The following is a 15,071-nucleotide window of genomic DNA, read 5'->3' as shown; positions in this document are numbered from 1 at the left end:
TGAGAAAGAATTCAAAGGACGCGCCCATGTCGCTCGTAGAGCGCCAGGATACGATTGGCCAGAACACTGCCGTCTGGGACGGTGGAATGGGATCAGTGAGCGACTATGTGGCGCTCCTGAAGCCGCGTGTGATGTCTCTGGTGATTTTCACGGCTTTTGTCGGACTGATGCTGGCTCCAGGTTCCGTGCATCCGGTTCTGGGCGCAGTTGCAATCCTGTGTATTGCAATTGGCGCCGGTGCCTCCGGGGCCCTGAACATGTGGTACGACGCCGACATCGATGAAATCATGTCGCGCACCAAAAAGCGTCCGATCCCGGCCGGCAAGATCACCCGTGACGAAGCGTTTGCTTTCGGCATTACTCTGTCGATCGGCTCGGTTGTCACCCTGGGTCTTCTGGTCAACTGGTTCGCTGGTGCTTTCCTTGCTTTCACGATTTTCTTCTACGTGATCGTATACACGATGTGGCTGAAGCGCTCGACGCCGCAGAACATCGTAATTGGCGGTGCTGCGGGCGCGTTTCCGCCAATGGTCGGCTGGGCATCCGTTACTGGTGGTGTGAGCCTGGAGAGCTTCGTGCTCTTCCTGATCATCTTCATGTGGACGCCGCCGCATTTCTGGGCACTGGCTCTTTTCAAGAGCGGCGACTATCGCGCGGCTGGTGTTCCGATGCTTCCGGTTGTCGCTGGTGAAACCAGTACACGGCATCACATTCTGGTCTATTCGCTGCTGCTGGCTCCGATCGGTGTAGCTCCGTATTTCCTTGGCTTTGCTACGCTCGTTTACGGCATTGCCTCGACGGTGCTCGGCCTCGCCTTTGTTGCTCTGGCGTTTGACGTCTGGCGCAAGCGGGAAGGGGACGTGGCGCGCCAGGCCTGCGTACGTCTCTTCAAGTTCTCGATCTTCTATCTCTTCCTGCTGTTTGCCCTGCTGCTGGGTGAAAGCCTGATTGTAGGGGCATAAGGCAATGGTCAAGGAAGAGCAGGGCGTCAAGCTGACACCGGAGCAGGCCAAGAAACGCCGCTCACGGTCGATTGCAATTGCCATTGTCCTCGCAGCACTGGTTGCCCTTTTCTACGTGGTCACGATTGTCAAGCTTGGGCCTGGCGTGATTGACAGAGCACTTTAAGGAACTTCGTGTGAGCAACGGGCAGAACAGTCAGAACCTTGCCAACAGCAACCGCAAAGTCGCGGTGGCCTGTGCCGGGCTGTTCGCTTTGATGGTCGGCGCGGCATATGCAGCCGTTCCGCTTTATGACCTGTTCTGCCGTGTTACCGGATTTGGTGGCACGACACAGGTCGCGGAAAGCGAGAGCGATGTGGTCATCAATCGGATGATCACGGTGCGCTTTGATGGCAATGTCAATCGCGAGTTGCCCTGGAAGTTCAAACCCGCGCAGCGTTCGGTCACTCTCAAGATGGGAGAGACCGCGCAACTTGAATATCTGGCAACCAACAACGGTGAAGAGACGACTTACGGAACGTCGACTTTCAACGTTTCCCCGCCAACTGCGGGTGCCTACTTCAACAAGCTGGATTGCTTCTGCTTCACCGAGCAGGCGCTCAAGTCCGGTGAAACTGTCGAAATGCCGGTCGTCTTTTTCGTCGACCCGGAAATGGACAAGGATCCTGAGCTGAAACACGTGAAGGAAATCACTTTGTCCTACACCTTCTTCCCGGTAGAACAACCGGAACGTCCTGTTGATGTGCGGGCTGAAGCGCCTGTCACTGAAACGAAACTGTAAGTTATGGCGCTTTATGCGCTTGAGATGACTGTGTTTGGGGAGCTTGCCGATGGCTGAGGCACATACCAAAAACCACGACTACCACCTTGTGGAACCAAGTCCGTGGCCGTTTATTGCGTCGATCGGCGCGTTCATCCTCGCAATCGGCGCCATCGCGTGGATGCGGTCTGCTGCCGGAGAGTCTTTTGCGCTCTTCGGAATGGAACTTGCCTCCGCCAGCTGGGGCCTGTTTGCCGTCGGTCTGCTGATCGTGCTTTACGTGATGTACGGCTGGTGGAGCGATACCATCAAGGAAGCCCATGAGGGGCACCATACCCGTGTCGTTTCCCTGCACCTGCGCTATGGCATGCTGCTGTTCATCGCTTCTGAAGTGATGTTCTTCGTCGCCTGGTTCTGGGCTTACTTCGATGTCGCCCTGTTTGCCGGTGAAGCAATCCAGTTCAGCCGAGTCGAAGCGACCGGTGGTCATTGGCCGCCCGATGGCATCGCGACTTTCGATCCGTGGCACCTGCCGTTGCTGAATACCTTGATCCTGCTCTGCTCGGGAACAACGGTTACATGGGCACACCACGCGATGCTGCACGATGATCGCGAAGGCCTGAAGTGGGGTCTGACACTGACGGTGCTGCTTGGCGTGATCTTCACCATCTGCCAGGTCTACGAATACATGCACGCCGCGTTCACGTTCGACGGCAACATCTACGGTGCGACCTTCTTCATGGCGACCGGATTCCACGGTTTCCACGTGATTGTCGGAACGATCTTCCTGTTTGTCTGCCTTCTTCGCGCGCTTGCCGGCCACTTTACAGCGAAGCAGCATTTCGGCTTTGAGGCGGCTGCCTGGTACTGGCACTTCGTTGATGTCGTCTGGTTGTTCCTGTTCGTCGCCATTTACATCTGGGGCGCAGGTGCACCGGCCGCCCACTAAGGCGGGATAGACAGCAATTTGAAAACGCCCGGTCCGGCCGACGGATCGGGCGTTTTTGTTTCCTGAACGGCAGTGAGGCAGGACATGGAAGACAAGGCGCATTTTCCTCCGGTCAATCCGGTGACAGCCGGTCTCTCCGGAAAGTGCCCGAGATGCGGTCAGGGAAAGCTGTTCGACGGCTTCCTCGGCATCAAGAAGTCATGTTCAGCCTGCGGTCTGGACTATTCCTTCGCCGACAGTGGAGACGGCCCTGCGGTCTTTGTCATCATGCTCGTCGGCTTCATTGTGGTCGCGCTGGTCTTGCTTGTGGAGCTGTCCTATCAGCCGCCGATCTGGCTTCACCTGATCCTGTGGCTGCCTTTGACTGTCCTGCTTGCAGGTGCCTCCTTGCGTCCGCTGAAGGGGTTGATGATTGCATTGCAGTTCCGGCACAAGGCGGAAGAAGGCCGTCTTGACCAGGACAAGTCTCTCTAGCCAAGAAAGAGAAACCCGGCCATGGGGCCAGTGCGTAAACTCATCATTCCGGCGATTGCGGCAGCTATCGCTCTGTTCATCTTGCTGAACCTCGGCTTCTGGCAGCTGGACAGGCTGACCTGGAAGGAAAACCTCATCCGCCAGGTTGAAGAGGGTGTTTCGAAACCTGCCGTGACCGCCCCTCCGCCTTCCGCATGGAACGATATTGCCGAACAGGACGACTACAGGCATGTCAGTGTGAAAGGTGAGTTTCAGGACGGATCGGTGTTCTACTACACGTCACTTTCGAACCCGGCTGGTCCCCTGAAGGGACCAGGCGTCATGGCTTACGCGCCGTTCCGTACGGAAGAAGGCTGGACTGTATTGGTGAACCGCGGATTTCTCCCACACGGGCTTTCGAAAGTACAGGAAAAGGCAGCACTTGTGCCGCTTGCCGGAGGGACTGAGATTTCAGGTCTGTTACGGCTCAGCGAAAAACCAAACTGGACGACACCCGCGCCGGACAAGGAAGACAGGATCTGGTTTGCTCGCGATACGGAAGCGATGGGAGATGTTCTCGGAGTGGGAGGCCCGGATCTGGCGCCTTACAGTATTGATCTCGATGCAGCATTTACACCGCCTGCGGGGCTGCCACAGGCTGGAGAAACGGTTGTCCGCTTCAAGAACGACCATCTCGGATATGCCCTTACCTGGTTCGGTCTGGCCGCCACACTTGTCGGTGTGTTCCTGACCTACGCGGCCACCGTTCTGTGGCCACGCAAGTCGAGATAGGCAGTGACTTAGCCCAGGGCCTCCAGGATCGCCGCAGCGCCGGTTTTGGTGGCCTCGCCCGGCGTTTCCTCAATGGCGAGGAATGTGACCTCACCGTCTTTTGCGATCAGGGCAAAACGCTGCGAACGCACATGGCCGAAAATCGGCGCAGGACCGAGTCCGAGGCCTGCTGCCTCAACGAATTCAGCTGCGGTGTCTGAGAGAAACTGGATCTGACCGCCTGTGTTGGATGCCTTTTCCCATGCGTCCATGACAAACACGTCGTTGACCGAAAGAACGGCAATCGTATCGACACCCTTGCTCTTCAGTGTTTCCGCGTGTTCGACAAACCCCGGAAGATGATTCATGTGGCATGTCGGTGTAAATGCGCCGGGCACTCCAAACAGCACCACGGTCTTTCCGCTCGTCAGGTCTCTGGTCGAGATCTCTCCGGGCCCGTCGGCTGTCATGATCTTGAAACTGGCCTCGGGAAGGCGGTCCCCTACCTTGATTGTCATATCGAAATTCCCTTTGCTACCTGGCCGCACGTTCATCACAGCCCGCTGCTCAGATAGGGCGCAAGCTGCAGCACGTCGAGTGAAGATACTGCAAAAAATGACATTGAAGGGAGACAGGTGGAATTAGTTCACCCAGGAAGGTTGAATGGGCTCCAGATGTTCTATGGCCGAACCTTCGATGGCGAGCACAAGCCTGAGGTGATCATCTCCTTCCCCGGACTTGAGCCCCTTGGTGGACAGGTGCCACGTGACCTTGTCGCCGGATTGCGAAGCAAGTTTGGCTAGACCGATATAGGATCCTTCCGGACCGGCAACAAACAATTCGGGCGTTGCCCCCGCTTCCACGAGCGTTTCGATAACAAGCCTGTCTTCGTCGGTCAGGCTTACCGACTCGACTTTGAGGCTGTCGGTCGCCGCGACTTGGGGAACGTTTGCAAGATCACGTTGAATCAGCTTTGCCGCAAGCGAGTCTTTCTCCGTTGCCGGGTTGAGGTCGAGCGTGAGCGATGCATCGCCTGGAACACAGATGTCCTTGCAGATGCCGAAAAACAGGTCGATATTGAGGCGCACATTCTGTTCGCCATCGTCAGGCGTAATCCTGATCGGCAGCACGATTCCATCGTGGTAGACGATCGATTCCGAAAACCCGTCGCTGTAACGTTCAGGCACGGGATAAAGGATTTCGACATCCTTTAAATTTTCTGTGTCCGTCAAGGTGATCTGCGGTGGTATGCCGGCCTCACCCGGATAGCGCCAATAGGTATGCCAACCCGGCTCCAGCATGAATTCCAGGCCAGCAAGGTATTGGCCATCTTCAATCGGACCGGCAGATATCAGCCTGACGGCGCCTCCGTGAACCTCGATCCAATCCGTTGTTTCAGCTCGAAGAGAGGTGAGGGTGGCGATGAATAAGACGATAAAAGTGTAGACGATCCGTTTCATGGTTCTTGTGCTACACGAGTTTCGCTCAAGCGTCATGGGGCAGAAGAAGCAATCCGGGTCATATCCTCGTGACGGCAATGTGAGACCGCTCATCGACTTAACCGGGAAACAGTCATTAACAAAACCTGTCAAAGAGGCTATGCTTCTATTGTCAGGCAGAGAGCGTCAACAGGTAACGAGGTACGCATGGCCGAAACCGAAGCAACAGACACCCTTGAAGGTCAGTTTCTGATTGCAATGCCGAGCATGGCGGACAGCCGGTTCGAGCATTCGGTTATCTACCTGTGCTCTCATTCCGAACAGGGTGCCATGGGACTGATTGTCAATCAGGTTGCCCGTCACTTGTCTTTGGAAGAGCTTCTCATCCAGCTGGACATCGTCAACGATGACAGCAGCATCCGGTTGCCGGAACAGGTGCGTGACATGAATGTGCACAAGGGTGGGCCCGTGGAAGTTGAACGGGGCTTTGTGCTGCACAGCGACGATTTCATGCTGAACCAGTCGACGCTGACGATCGACAACGGTATCTGCCTCACTGCGACACTCGAGATCCTGCGGGCTTTGGCCCAAGGGGCCGGGCCATCGCAGGCAATGCTCGCGCTTGGCTATGCCGGCTGGGCTCCCGGGCAGCTGGAAAACGAGATCCAGTCCAATGGCTGGCTGACCGCACCGGCCGACCCGCAAATTCTTTTCGATCCGGATTTTGAGTCCAAATGGCACCGGGCACTCGGGTCTCTGGGTATTGATCCCGCCATGCTTTTTTCCGACGCAGGTCATGCGTGATAGCGGTCATCGGATTTTGAAACGCGCCGTTCTTGTCCACCCAAGGTCATCAATTTAACCAAAAGCGACTTGCGCTGAAATGTTATGGCGCGTAAGTCGCTTCAATGGCATGGTTTGTTTCAAATCTCCCGGGACTAAAGTAGGCTGGTATGTTCAGGCGCCCGGGCAGGGATTGGGACGACCTGCGACAAGGCAAATACAAAGGGAAGTGACGCGGTGAAATACAGCAGTACGCGTGGTGAAGCACCAGTCTTGGAATTTTCCGATGTCCTGTTACAGGGGCTCGCGCGCGACGGCGGTCTCTATCTTCCCGAAACTTGGCCTCAGTTCGACGCTGACACGATCGCTTCATTTGCCGGAAAGTCCTATCAGGACATTGCCTTTGAAATCATCCGTCCGTTCATCGGTGAAGCAATTCCGGAAGATGATCTGAAGGCAATGATCGACGAGGCCTATGCCGGCTTCCGGCATCCGGCGGTCACGCCTCTGGTGCAGACCGGTGCCAATACGTTCATCCTGGAACTGTTCCACGGACCGACCCTGGCCTTCAAGGATGTTGCCATGCAGCTGCTCGGCCGGATGATGGACTATGTGCTCACCAAGCGTGGTTTGAGAGCAACCATCGTGGGAGCAACCTCTGGCGATACGGGCGGAGCTGCCATTGAGGCGTTTCGTGGGCGTGAGCGCACGGATATTTTCATTCTCTTCCCTGACGGGAGGGTTTCCAATGTCCAGCGCCGCCAGATGACGACACCGGCGGACAGCAATGTTCACGCTCTGGCACTGACCGGAAACTTTGACGACTGCCAGGCGATCGTCAAAGGCATGTTCAATCATTTCGCGTTCCGCGACCGTGTTGCCTTGTCGGGTGTCAACTCGATCAACTGGGCACGCATTCTTGCGCAGATCGTCTACTACTTCACTTGCGGTGTTGCGTTGGGGGCACCTCACCGGAAGATTTCCTTCACGGTTCCCACCGGCAACTTCGGCGACATTTTTGCCGGATACGCGGCCATGAAAATGGGACTGCCTGTCGAAAAGCTGGTCGTTGCAACGAACGTGAACGACATTCTGGCCCGGACGCTCGAGACCGGCCGGTACGAAAAGCGTGGTGTGACGCCGACAATCTCACCGTCGATGGACATCCAGGTTTCATCGAACTTCGAAAGGCTGTTGGCTGAAGTGTGCGGCCGGGACGGCGAAGCGGTTCGTCGCATGATGAACCAGCTTTCCCAATCGGGTAGCTTTACCATCGAGGAAGGTCCGCTGAACGAGATGCGGGCACATTTTGGAGCCGGCCGTTGCAATGAGGAGGAAACGGCAGCGACGATTGACGAGGTCTGGAAAGCCACTGGCTATCTTCTGGACCCGCATACTGCAATTGGTGTGCACGTGGCAAAAGACCATGATGATGGCGTTGCCCCCATGGTGGTTCTGGGAACGGCGCATCCGGCCAAATTCCCGGATGCTGTCGAAAAAGCCTCTGGCGTCCGCCCGGATCTGCCGGATAATCTAAAAGAAATGATGACTGCGGAGGAGCGCCAGCAGGTTTTGGCGGCGGAGCAGGACGTGGTGGAGCGATATATCGAAGATCACGCCCGGGCCGTCAGCGCCGGGGTGTAACTATATGAAAGTAGAAACTACGGTTCTAGAAAACGGGTTGACTGTCGTTACCGACCAGATGCCCTATCTGAAAACGGCGGCGCTCGGGATCTGGGTCCGGACCGGATCCAGAGTTGAGGCGGTCCATCAGAACGGGATCACCCATCTTCTTGAGCACATGGCCTTCAAGGGTACTCACACGCGAACGGCGCGTGGAATTGCTGAGGAGATCGAAGCGGTCGGCGGTGAATTGAACGCATCGACGAGCATTGAACACACCAACTATTATGCCCGCATTCTGGCGGAAGACATGCCGCTGGCGGTCGATATCCTGGCCGACATCCTGCAGAATTCAACCTTCGATGCTCAAGAGCTCGCGCGCGAACAGCACGTGATCCTTCAGGAAATCGGTGCCGCGAACGATTCGCCGGAAGACCAGGCGTTCGATCTGTTCCAGGGCACCGCGTGGCCGGATCAGGCGATCGGACGACCGATCCTCGGGACTCCCGAAACCGTTCAGGGGTTCAATCGGGATGCTCTCAATTCCTATCTTGCCGACCGCTATCGTGCGCCCGATATGGTGCTGGCTGCGGCCGGTGCCGTCGATCACGATGAACTCGTCGCACTGGCACGCGAAAAGCTGGGTGGCCTCAGCAGCGACGCCGCCGCCTCGGAAACAGAGGCTCGTTACGGCGGTGGTGAAACCCTTCTCAGCAAGGATCTGATGGAAGCCCAGGTTCTCATGGGCTTTGAGGGCAGGCCTTACAAGTCCAAGGACTATTACGCCATCCAGATTCTGGCCTCCGTTCTGGGCGGCGGAATGTCATCCCGCCTCTTCCAGGAAATCCGTGAACGTCATGGCCTCTGCTATGCCATTTACAGTTTCCACTGGGCATTTTCCGACACAGGTCTGTTTGGCCTGCATGCGGCGACCAGCCACGAAGATCTCGGCGCCCTGATGCCGATGATCGCCGACGAGCTTGTTTCTGCCACTCAAACGATTACCGACGAGGAAGTGGCGCGCTCCCGTGCGCAAATTCGTGCCGGTCTCATGATGGCGCTTGAAAGCCCGGCTGCACGGGCAGGGCAGATTGCACGCCAGATACTGGTCCATGGAAGGGTGCTCACACCGGACGAGATTTCCGGTAAGATCGAAGCGGTTACCGCAGCCGACTTGCGCAGGGTCGCACATGAGACCTTTGTCGGGACCACGCCGACATTGACGGCGATCGGCCCGGTCGATGGCATCATGACGGCAAGTGAACTGGCAGGAAGGTTGCAGCAGAGCCCGGTGTTACGGGCCGCATCATTGTGAGTTTGCGGAGTGCGGGGCATGGCACTGCTACGGCCGGGATCATCACCTGACGCCGAACTGCTGATCGAGGCGGGCGGGTATTACCTGCGTCCGCCGATCATGACCGACTTCAAACCCTGGGCCGAACTGCGCGCGGATAGCCGCCGTTTTCTGAAGCCATGGGAACCGCTCTGGCCGTCCGATGACCTGACCAAATCCGGGTTCCGGCGCCGCCTTCGGCGTTATGCCAAGGATCGCAAGGAAGGGCGCAGTCTCTCCTTTCTTTTGTTCCGGTCTAGAACCGACGAAATTCTTGGAGGCCTCACTCTCAGCAATATCCGCCGGGGTGTCAGTCAGACGACGACCCTTGGTTACTGGATGGGTGAACAGCACGCTGGAAAAGGACATATGTCTTCGGCTGTCGCCATGATCTTGCCGTTTTGTTTCGACGTGTTGAACCTTCATCGAATTGAAGCGGCGTGCATTCCAACCAACACGCCGTCTATCCGTCTTTTGGAGAATGCTGGGTTTCGTCGGGAAGGCTACGCGCGCAACTATCTGTTAATTAACGGCACCTGGCAGGACCACCTGCTGTTTGCCTGTTTGGCGGAAGACCATGCGTCCCGGGCCGGAAAAATGTCACCCAGCGTCGAAGGTATCTTGAAAGAATTCTTGTGACATGAGCCACAACCCGGTAGTTCTTCGCCTCATGTCGACTTCGTTACCGGATTCAATCAGCAACGTGTTGAGAAGCTTTGTCATTGCTCTTTGCGTAATTGTCTCGATGCTTGCCGCCCCATTGGCGCAGGCTCTGGAGCCAATTCCCGTACCGATTGATATCGAAGCGCTTGATATCACCAACTCGATAGACCTTCACAGGGACGCAGGAACGCGCCTGCAGGTCTCGACCGCGCCAGGTGCCGATGGCATCGTCCGCAGGTTCGAAGTGCCGTCCCGTGACGGCAGCAACACCAACTGGGCGGTTTTTGCGCTTGCCAATACCAGTGACGAGCAGATTGACCGCTTGATCGTAGCGCCGAACTACAAGCTGGTCGGGTCCGACATGTTCTGGCCGGACCTTGGGTCGTCGCGCATCACGACCATCACACCCAGTCAGGGAATTGCACCTCAGCGGCAGAAAAGTCTTGAAGCAGATGTTTTTCTGGTAACGCTTGATCCGGGGTCGATTGTCACATTCGTTGCGGAGCTGACAACGCCGAATCTGCCGGAAATCAGACTCTGGGAACCGGATGTCTACAAGGAGACGGTCAACGCCTATACGCTTTACCGGGGTATCATTCTCGGTATTTCCGGACTGCTGGCGCTGTTCCTGACAATTCTCTTCGTGGTCAAGGGAACCGTCATGTTCCCGGCGACCGCGGCGCTTGCCTGGTCCGTTCTGGTCTATCTGTGCATAGACTTCGGCTTCTGGGGCATGGTGTTCAACGTTGAGGGCGGTGGCAGTCAGCTGGCGCGTGCCTGTGCTGAAGTGATGCTGGCCGCCAGCTTGCTCATCTTTCTATACGCCTATCTCAACCTCAATCGCTGGAACATTCACTATTCCCACCTGGCACTGACAACGCTGATTCTGATCCTGGGTCTTCTGGGCGTCGCCGTCTGGGATCCGTCGGTCGCGGCCGGCATTGCACGTCTTGCACTCGGCGTTATCGGTATCCTTGGTTTCGTCACCATCGCCGTTCTTGCGTTCCAGCATTATGACCGCGCTATCTTGCTTATCCCGACCTGGTGTCTCCTGATCGCCTGGCTGATCGGCGCGGCCATGACGGTAACGGGATATCTGTCGAACGACATCGTCCAGCCGGCTCTTGGCGGAGGGCTCGTCCTGATCGTCCTTCTCATCGGCTTCACGGTCATGCAGCACGCCTTTGCGGGCGGAGCCATTGCGCAAGGGCTGATCTCGGATGTCGAGCGCAAGGCGCTCGCGCTCACCGGTGCCGGTGACATCATCTGGGACTGGGACATCGACCGTGACCGCATCTACACCGGCAACGAAGTCGAGGACCTTCTCAACCTGAAACATGGAACACTGGAAGGACCGGCGCGCGATTGGCTCGAGGTTCTTCACCCGCAGGACCGGGATCGCTTCCGCGCAACGCTTGATGCGGTGATCGACCAACGCCGGGGCAAAGTCGTGCAGACGTTCCGTCTGCGGTCGGAAGATGGTCATTTCCGCTGGTTCCGGCTGCGGGCCCGCCCGATCATCGGATCCGATGGTGAGGTGATCCGGTGCGTCGGCACACTGCTTGATGTCACCGAGGAACGCACTGCCGAAGAGCGGTTGCTGCACGATGCCGTACACGACAACCTGACTGGCTTGCCAAACCGCGAGCTCTTTGTCGACCGGCTGCGCACCAGCGTCGTCCGATCCAAGGCCGAAGAAACCACCAAGCCGACGGTTCTGGTGCTCAATCTCGATCGTTTCAAGCAGGTCAATGACAGCATTGGTCTGTCGGCCGGTGACAGCATTCTTCTGACGGTTGCCCGTCGTCTCGGACGCCTGATCGGTCAGCAGGACACACTTGGCCGTCTGTCCGGTGATCAGTACGGTCTGGTGCTCCTGTCCGAACAGGAGCCGGACCGCATCGTGGCTCTGGCAGATTCTCTCCGGAAAGCCGTCCGTGCCCCCATCACATTCGGTGACCGGGAAATCTTCCTGACCTGCTCCGTCGGCATCGCTTTCTTCGAAGGAGGGAAGCAGGGCGTTGAAGACATGCTTACCAATGCGGAGATCGCCCTCAACCATGCTAAGCGGCTTGGTGGCGACCGGCAGGAAGTTTTCCGGCCCATCCTGCGTCCGCTGGGCAAGAACGTTGTCGATCTGGAAGCCGACCTGCGTGATGCCATCAAGAAGGAAACGCTCGGCGTCTTCTTCCAGCCGATCATCCGTCTGGAAGATCAGTCTGTGGCAGGCTTTGAGGTTCTCGCCCGCTGGAACCATCCAAAGCGCGGCAAGATCTCACCGTCGGAGTTTATCCCGGTGGCGGAACAGTCCGGTCTCATCAACGAGCTCGGCATGTACACGCTCGACAAGGGGGCGCAGCAGCTGGCGTTCTGGCAGCGCGAGTTCCCGATGCAGCAACCGTTGTTCACTTCGGTCAATCTGTCGTCGCGCCAGCTTCTGAAGCAGGACCTCATCAACGATGTGAAGGCGGTGCTGTCCAGAACATCGCTTGAACCGGGAACATTGAAGCTCGAGCTGACGGAGTCTCTCGTGATGTCCAATCCGGAATACTCGGCGAAAGTGCTCGAACGGTTGCGCGGTCTCGGTGCCGGTCTGTCGCTGGACGACTTTGGAACCGGACATTCCTCTCTGTCCTACCTGCAGCGCTTCCCGTTCGACACGATCAAGATCGACCAGTCCTTCGTCAAACCGAATGGCTCGGCCGCAAGACCTGTTCTGCTCAGGACGATCGTTGCCATGGGCCACGACCTTGGCATGTCCGTCGTCGCGGAAGGAGCCGAGAGCGAAGCCGACGCGCTGGAACTCTATCAACTGGGTTGTGAATACGCGCAGGGCTACTATTTCGGTGAAGCCATGTCGTCGGCCGAGGCGACAAAGATGCTTCGCAAGATGCCCGCTGAGCCAGAACCGGCTTAAACCGCCGGGCCGGCAAGTTGGAAGAAATACCGCGCCATCAACTTCAGGGTACCAGGATCGGGACAGTTTTTTCCGTTTGACTGATCTCGAGCGGTGTTGCGCCGAATGGATCTCCGTCGACCTGGGCAGCAACGTTGTCAGCGGCCGTGATGGTCGCTGTGGTGAACGGTTTGACCACAGCTCCGCGAACCTTGTGGATCCGGCCCAACATCAAGGCAATTCCATAGCGAAAAGACGACCAGGGGTCGTCATTTTCCAGTACGAGCATGTGCAATCCCGGATCAGTTGCCCCGCCAGGACAGATGACGAATGGGCCGCCGTAGTGTCGGGCGTTGCTGGCAACGGCGAATTTCCCGGCAATTCGAATACCGTCCAGGGTGACAGCCAGTGCGGTCCCCTTGCGTTTGAGACCGATACGCAGGGCAGTGATGACGTAAGCAAGTTTCCCCAGCCGGCGTTTCAGCGCCAGTGGTACGGCATGCACGACTTCCGCATCAAATCCGGTGGAGGCCATGAGCACAAACGGGCGTCCGTTGGCCAGGCCGAAGTGAAGGGGTTTGCTTTTCTCGCTCCTGATCATATCCGCTATCGCACGGGCGCTGCGCGGTAAACCCAATTCAAGGGCGAGAACGTTCGCGGTGCCGAACGGAATAACCGCTAGCTGTGGCGGTTCCGGGTGATGCTGGAAGCCGGTCAGCGCTTCGTTGACGGAACCGTCTCCGCCGGCGATCACAATGGTTCGTGCCGGCAAGGTAGGGTCAGCGCAAACTTCGCCGATTTCGCCTGCATGGCTGGTGAGACGGATTTCGGTGCGGCACCCAAGGTCTTCAAGGTGAACGCGGACTTTCTGAAGAAGATCAGGATTGTAGCCGCCGGAGGTCGGGTTGGCCAGAATCAGCACTGTTCCGGGAGCATCCGGAACGATGGTGCGTCTCACACCCGGGTTTGGCCACTTCAGTAATCTCACTTGAAATCCTCTGCAGGTCAGACAGGATTCGCCGGTTATTCGCTCACTTTATAAGGGGCCATGCCGCCCCGCGCCAGTTCGTCGGCGCGTTCGTTGTCAGGATGTCCCGCATGCCCCTTCACCCAGTGCCAGGTCACGACATGACGATCTCTGGCTGCATCCAGGGCCTGCCAAAGGTCGGCGTTCTTCACCGGCTTGTTGGCTGCCGTGCGCCAGTTCTTGCGCTTCCAGCCATGCATCCATTCGCTGATACCGCTGCGTACATAAGTGCTGTCGGTATAAAGGTCGACCGCACAAGGGCGCTTGAGCGCATTGAGCGCTTCAATTGCGGCGGTCAGCTCCATGCGGTTGTTGGTGGTTTCCGATTCTCCGCCGTTGAGCTCTCTCTCGTGCTCGCCAAAACGCAAGATAGCTCCCCAGCCTCCGGGACCAGGGTTTCCGGAACAGGCACCGTCAGTATAGATCGTTACGCGGTTTTCGGCACTCATCGTTCCAGCCCGTATGCTTCTGCGGTTTCAACGCTCTGATGGAAGCGCAGCTTCTTCACATATTCCATCGGGTCTTTTGGCGTTACCAGAGCGCCTTCGGGGACACTCAGCCAGTCATAAAGCCGCGTAAGGAGGAAACGCAGCGCGGCGCCGCGGCAGAGCGTCGGCAAGGCTTTGTATTCGTCATCGCCCAGTGGCCGCACGGCAACATAGCCTTTCAACAGCGCCCGCGCCTTCGTCACATTGAAAGAAAGGTCTTGCTCGAAACACCAGGCATTGAGGCAGATTGCGATGTCATAGGCAAAGGCATCGTTGCAGGCGAAATAGAAATCGATCAGGCCGGACAGCTCGTCTCCCAGGAAAAACACGTTGTCCGGGAACAAGTCGGCATGAATAACGCCGCCTGGCAGGTCGGACGGCCAAACGGTTTCAAGGTGGCTTAGTTCCTGAAGAATCTCATCGCCAAGACCCGCGTGCACGGTGTCGCTGCGGCCATCGCATTGTTCGAATAACGGACGCCAGCCTTTCACGTTGAGCGCATTTGTGCGGAAGCCTTCATAGTCCTGGCCATCCAGATGCAGTTCGGCCATTGCCTTGCCGAGCTCAGCACAATGGTTCACGCGGGGACGCTTGACCCACATGCCTTCAAGAAACGTAACCAGCGCCGCAGGGCGACCGGCAAGCGTGCCCAGGAGCTTTCCTTCCTTTGACGCGACGGGTGTCGGGCAGGAAAGACCCTTGCCAGCCAGATGTTGCAGCAGGTTGAGAAAGTAGGGAAGGTCGTCCGGGTTCACCCGTTTCTCGTAGAGTGTCAGGATGAACGAGGCCTTGTCGGTATGGAGCAGGAAGTTGCTGTTTTCGACGCCTTCGGCAATGCCCTTGAATGAGAGCAGACGCCCGACATCATAGGTTCCGATGAAGTCTTGCAATTCCTCATCGGTTACTTCGGTATAAACGGCCAT

At 57.4% G+C, this 15,071-nt stretch carries 16 protein-coding genes; 11 read left to right on the top strand and 5 right to left on the bottom strand.

Annotation, left to right across the window (positions count from 1 at the left end):
* The first annotated feature begins 26 nt into the window (after positions 1–26).
* From ABLQ08_RS05760 to ABLQ08_RS05735, 6 genes are all read left to right on the top strand, one after another.
* Positions 27–962 carry a heme o synthase gene (locus ABLQ08_RS05760; RefSeq protein ID WP_352940163.1) on the top strand — a complete coding sequence of 312 codons (936 nt, stop codon included), beginning with the start codon at positions 27–29 and terminating at the stop codon, positions 960–962.
* Between the two features lie 4 nt (positions 963–966).
* Complete coding sequence (locus ABLQ08_RS05755; RefSeq protein WP_352940162.1) at positions 967–1,128, top strand: hypothetical protein; 162 nt, start codon at positions 967–969, stop codon at positions 1,126–1,128.
* A gap of 10 nt (positions 1,129–1,138) precedes the next feature.
* Positions 1,139–1,744, top strand: coding sequence for a cytochrome c oxidase assembly protein (locus tag ABLQ08_RS05750; RefSeq protein ID WP_352940161.1), 606 nt, complete (start codon positions 1,139–1,141; stop codon positions 1,742–1,744).
* Positions 1,745–1,793: 49 nt separating this feature from the next.
* Positions 1,794–2,672: a cytochrome c oxidase subunit 3 gene (locus ABLQ08_RS05745; RefSeq protein WP_352940160.1), complete on the top strand. Its 879-nt coding sequence runs from the start codon at positions 1,794–1,796 to the stop codon at positions 2,670–2,672.
* 84 nt (positions 2,673–2,756) lie between these two features.
* Positions 2,757–3,146: a DUF983 domain-containing protein gene (locus tag ABLQ08_RS05740; protein WP_352940159.1), complete on the top strand. Its 390-nt coding sequence runs from the start codon at positions 2,757–2,759 to the stop codon at positions 3,144–3,146.
* Between the two features lie 21 nt (positions 3,147–3,167).
* A complete protein-coding gene (locus ABLQ08_RS05735) occupies positions 3,168–3,917 on the top strand; it encodes an SURF1 family protein (RefSeq protein WP_352940158.1) in 750 nt (249 codons plus the stop codon).
* An 8-nt stretch (positions 3,918–3,925) separates the two neighbouring features.
* Here the strand turns inward: ABLQ08_RS05735 and ABLQ08_RS05730 are convergent, their stop codons facing one another.
* Positions 3,926–4,414, bottom strand: coding sequence for a peroxiredoxin (locus ABLQ08_RS05730; RefSeq protein WP_352940157.1), 489 nt, complete (start codon positions 4,412–4,414; stop codon positions 3,926–3,928).
* Positions 4,415–4,537: 123 nt separating this feature from the next.
* Entirely contained in the window at positions 4,538–5,356 is an 819-nt protein-coding gene (locus ABLQ08_RS05725; protein WP_352940156.1) for a protein-disulfide reductase DsbD domain-containing protein, read from the bottom strand.
* Positions 5,357–5,542: 186 nt separating this feature from the next.
* On the opposite strand from ABLQ08_RS05725, the gene ABLQ08_RS05720 reads away from it, so the two are divergent.
* The 5 genes from ABLQ08_RS05720 (at position 5,543) to ABLQ08_RS05700 (ending at position 12,654) form a co-directional block, all read left to right on the top strand.
* Complete coding sequence (locus tag ABLQ08_RS05720; RefSeq protein WP_352940155.1) at positions 5,543–6,139, top strand: YqgE/AlgH family protein; 597 nt, start codon at positions 5,543–5,545, stop codon at positions 6,137–6,139.
* A 216-nt stretch (positions 6,140–6,355) separates the two neighbouring features.
* Positions 6,356–7,762 (top strand): threonine synthase, encoded by a 1,407-nt coding sequence (gene thrC, locus ABLQ08_RS05715; RefSeq protein ID WP_352940154.1) that lies wholly within the window; start codon positions 6,356–6,358, stop codon positions 7,760–7,762.
* 4 nt (positions 7,763–7,766) lie between these two features.
* On the top strand, positions 7,767–9,056 hold the full coding sequence (locus ABLQ08_RS05710; protein WP_352940153.1) for a M16 family metallopeptidase: 1,290 nt from the start codon (positions 7,767–7,769) through the stop codon (positions 9,054–9,056).
* Positions 9,057–9,074: 18 nt separating this feature from the next.
* On the top strand, positions 9,075–9,713 hold the full coding sequence (locus ABLQ08_RS05705) for a GNAT family N-acetyltransferase (protein ID WP_352940152.1): 639 nt from the start codon (positions 9,075–9,077) through the stop codon (positions 9,711–9,713).
* Positions 9,714–9,744: 31 nt separating this feature from the next.
* Positions 9,745–12,654, top strand: a complete 2,910-nt coding sequence (locus ABLQ08_RS05700) for an EAL domain-containing protein (RefSeq protein WP_417714898.1) — start codon at positions 9,745–9,747, stop codon at positions 12,652–12,654.
* A 43-nt stretch (positions 12,655–12,697) separates the two neighbouring features.
* Here the strand turns inward: ABLQ08_RS05700 and ABLQ08_RS05695 are convergent, their stop codons facing one another.
* Genes ABLQ08_RS05695 through ABLQ08_RS05685 form a run of 3 tightly spaced genes read right to left on the bottom strand, consistent with a single transcriptional unit; the run spans position 12,698 to position 15,071 of the window.
* Positions 12,698–13,621: a diacylglycerol/lipid kinase family protein gene (locus ABLQ08_RS05695; RefSeq protein ID WP_352940151.1), complete on the bottom strand. Its 924-nt coding sequence runs from the start codon at positions 13,619–13,621 to the stop codon at positions 12,698–12,700.
* A gap of 35 nt (positions 13,622–13,656) precedes the next feature.
* Entirely contained in the window at positions 13,657–14,109 is a 453-nt protein-coding gene (rnhA, locus tag ABLQ08_RS05690) for a ribonuclease HI (RefSeq protein WP_352940150.1), read from the bottom strand.
* On the bottom strand, positions 14,106–15,071 hold the full coding sequence (locus ABLQ08_RS05685) for a homoserine kinase (RefSeq protein ID WP_352940149.1): 966 nt from the start codon (positions 15,069–15,071) through the stop codon (positions 14,106–14,108). The genes rnhA and ABLQ08_RS05685 overlap by 4 nt, the downstream gene beginning before the upstream one ends.

This window comes from Roseibium sp. SCP14 (assembly GCF_040329475.1).
Lineage (GTDB): Bacteria > Pseudomonadota > Alphaproteobacteria > Rhizobiales > Stappiaceae > Roseibium.
This window is presented reverse-complemented; position numbering and strand designations above follow the sequence as displayed.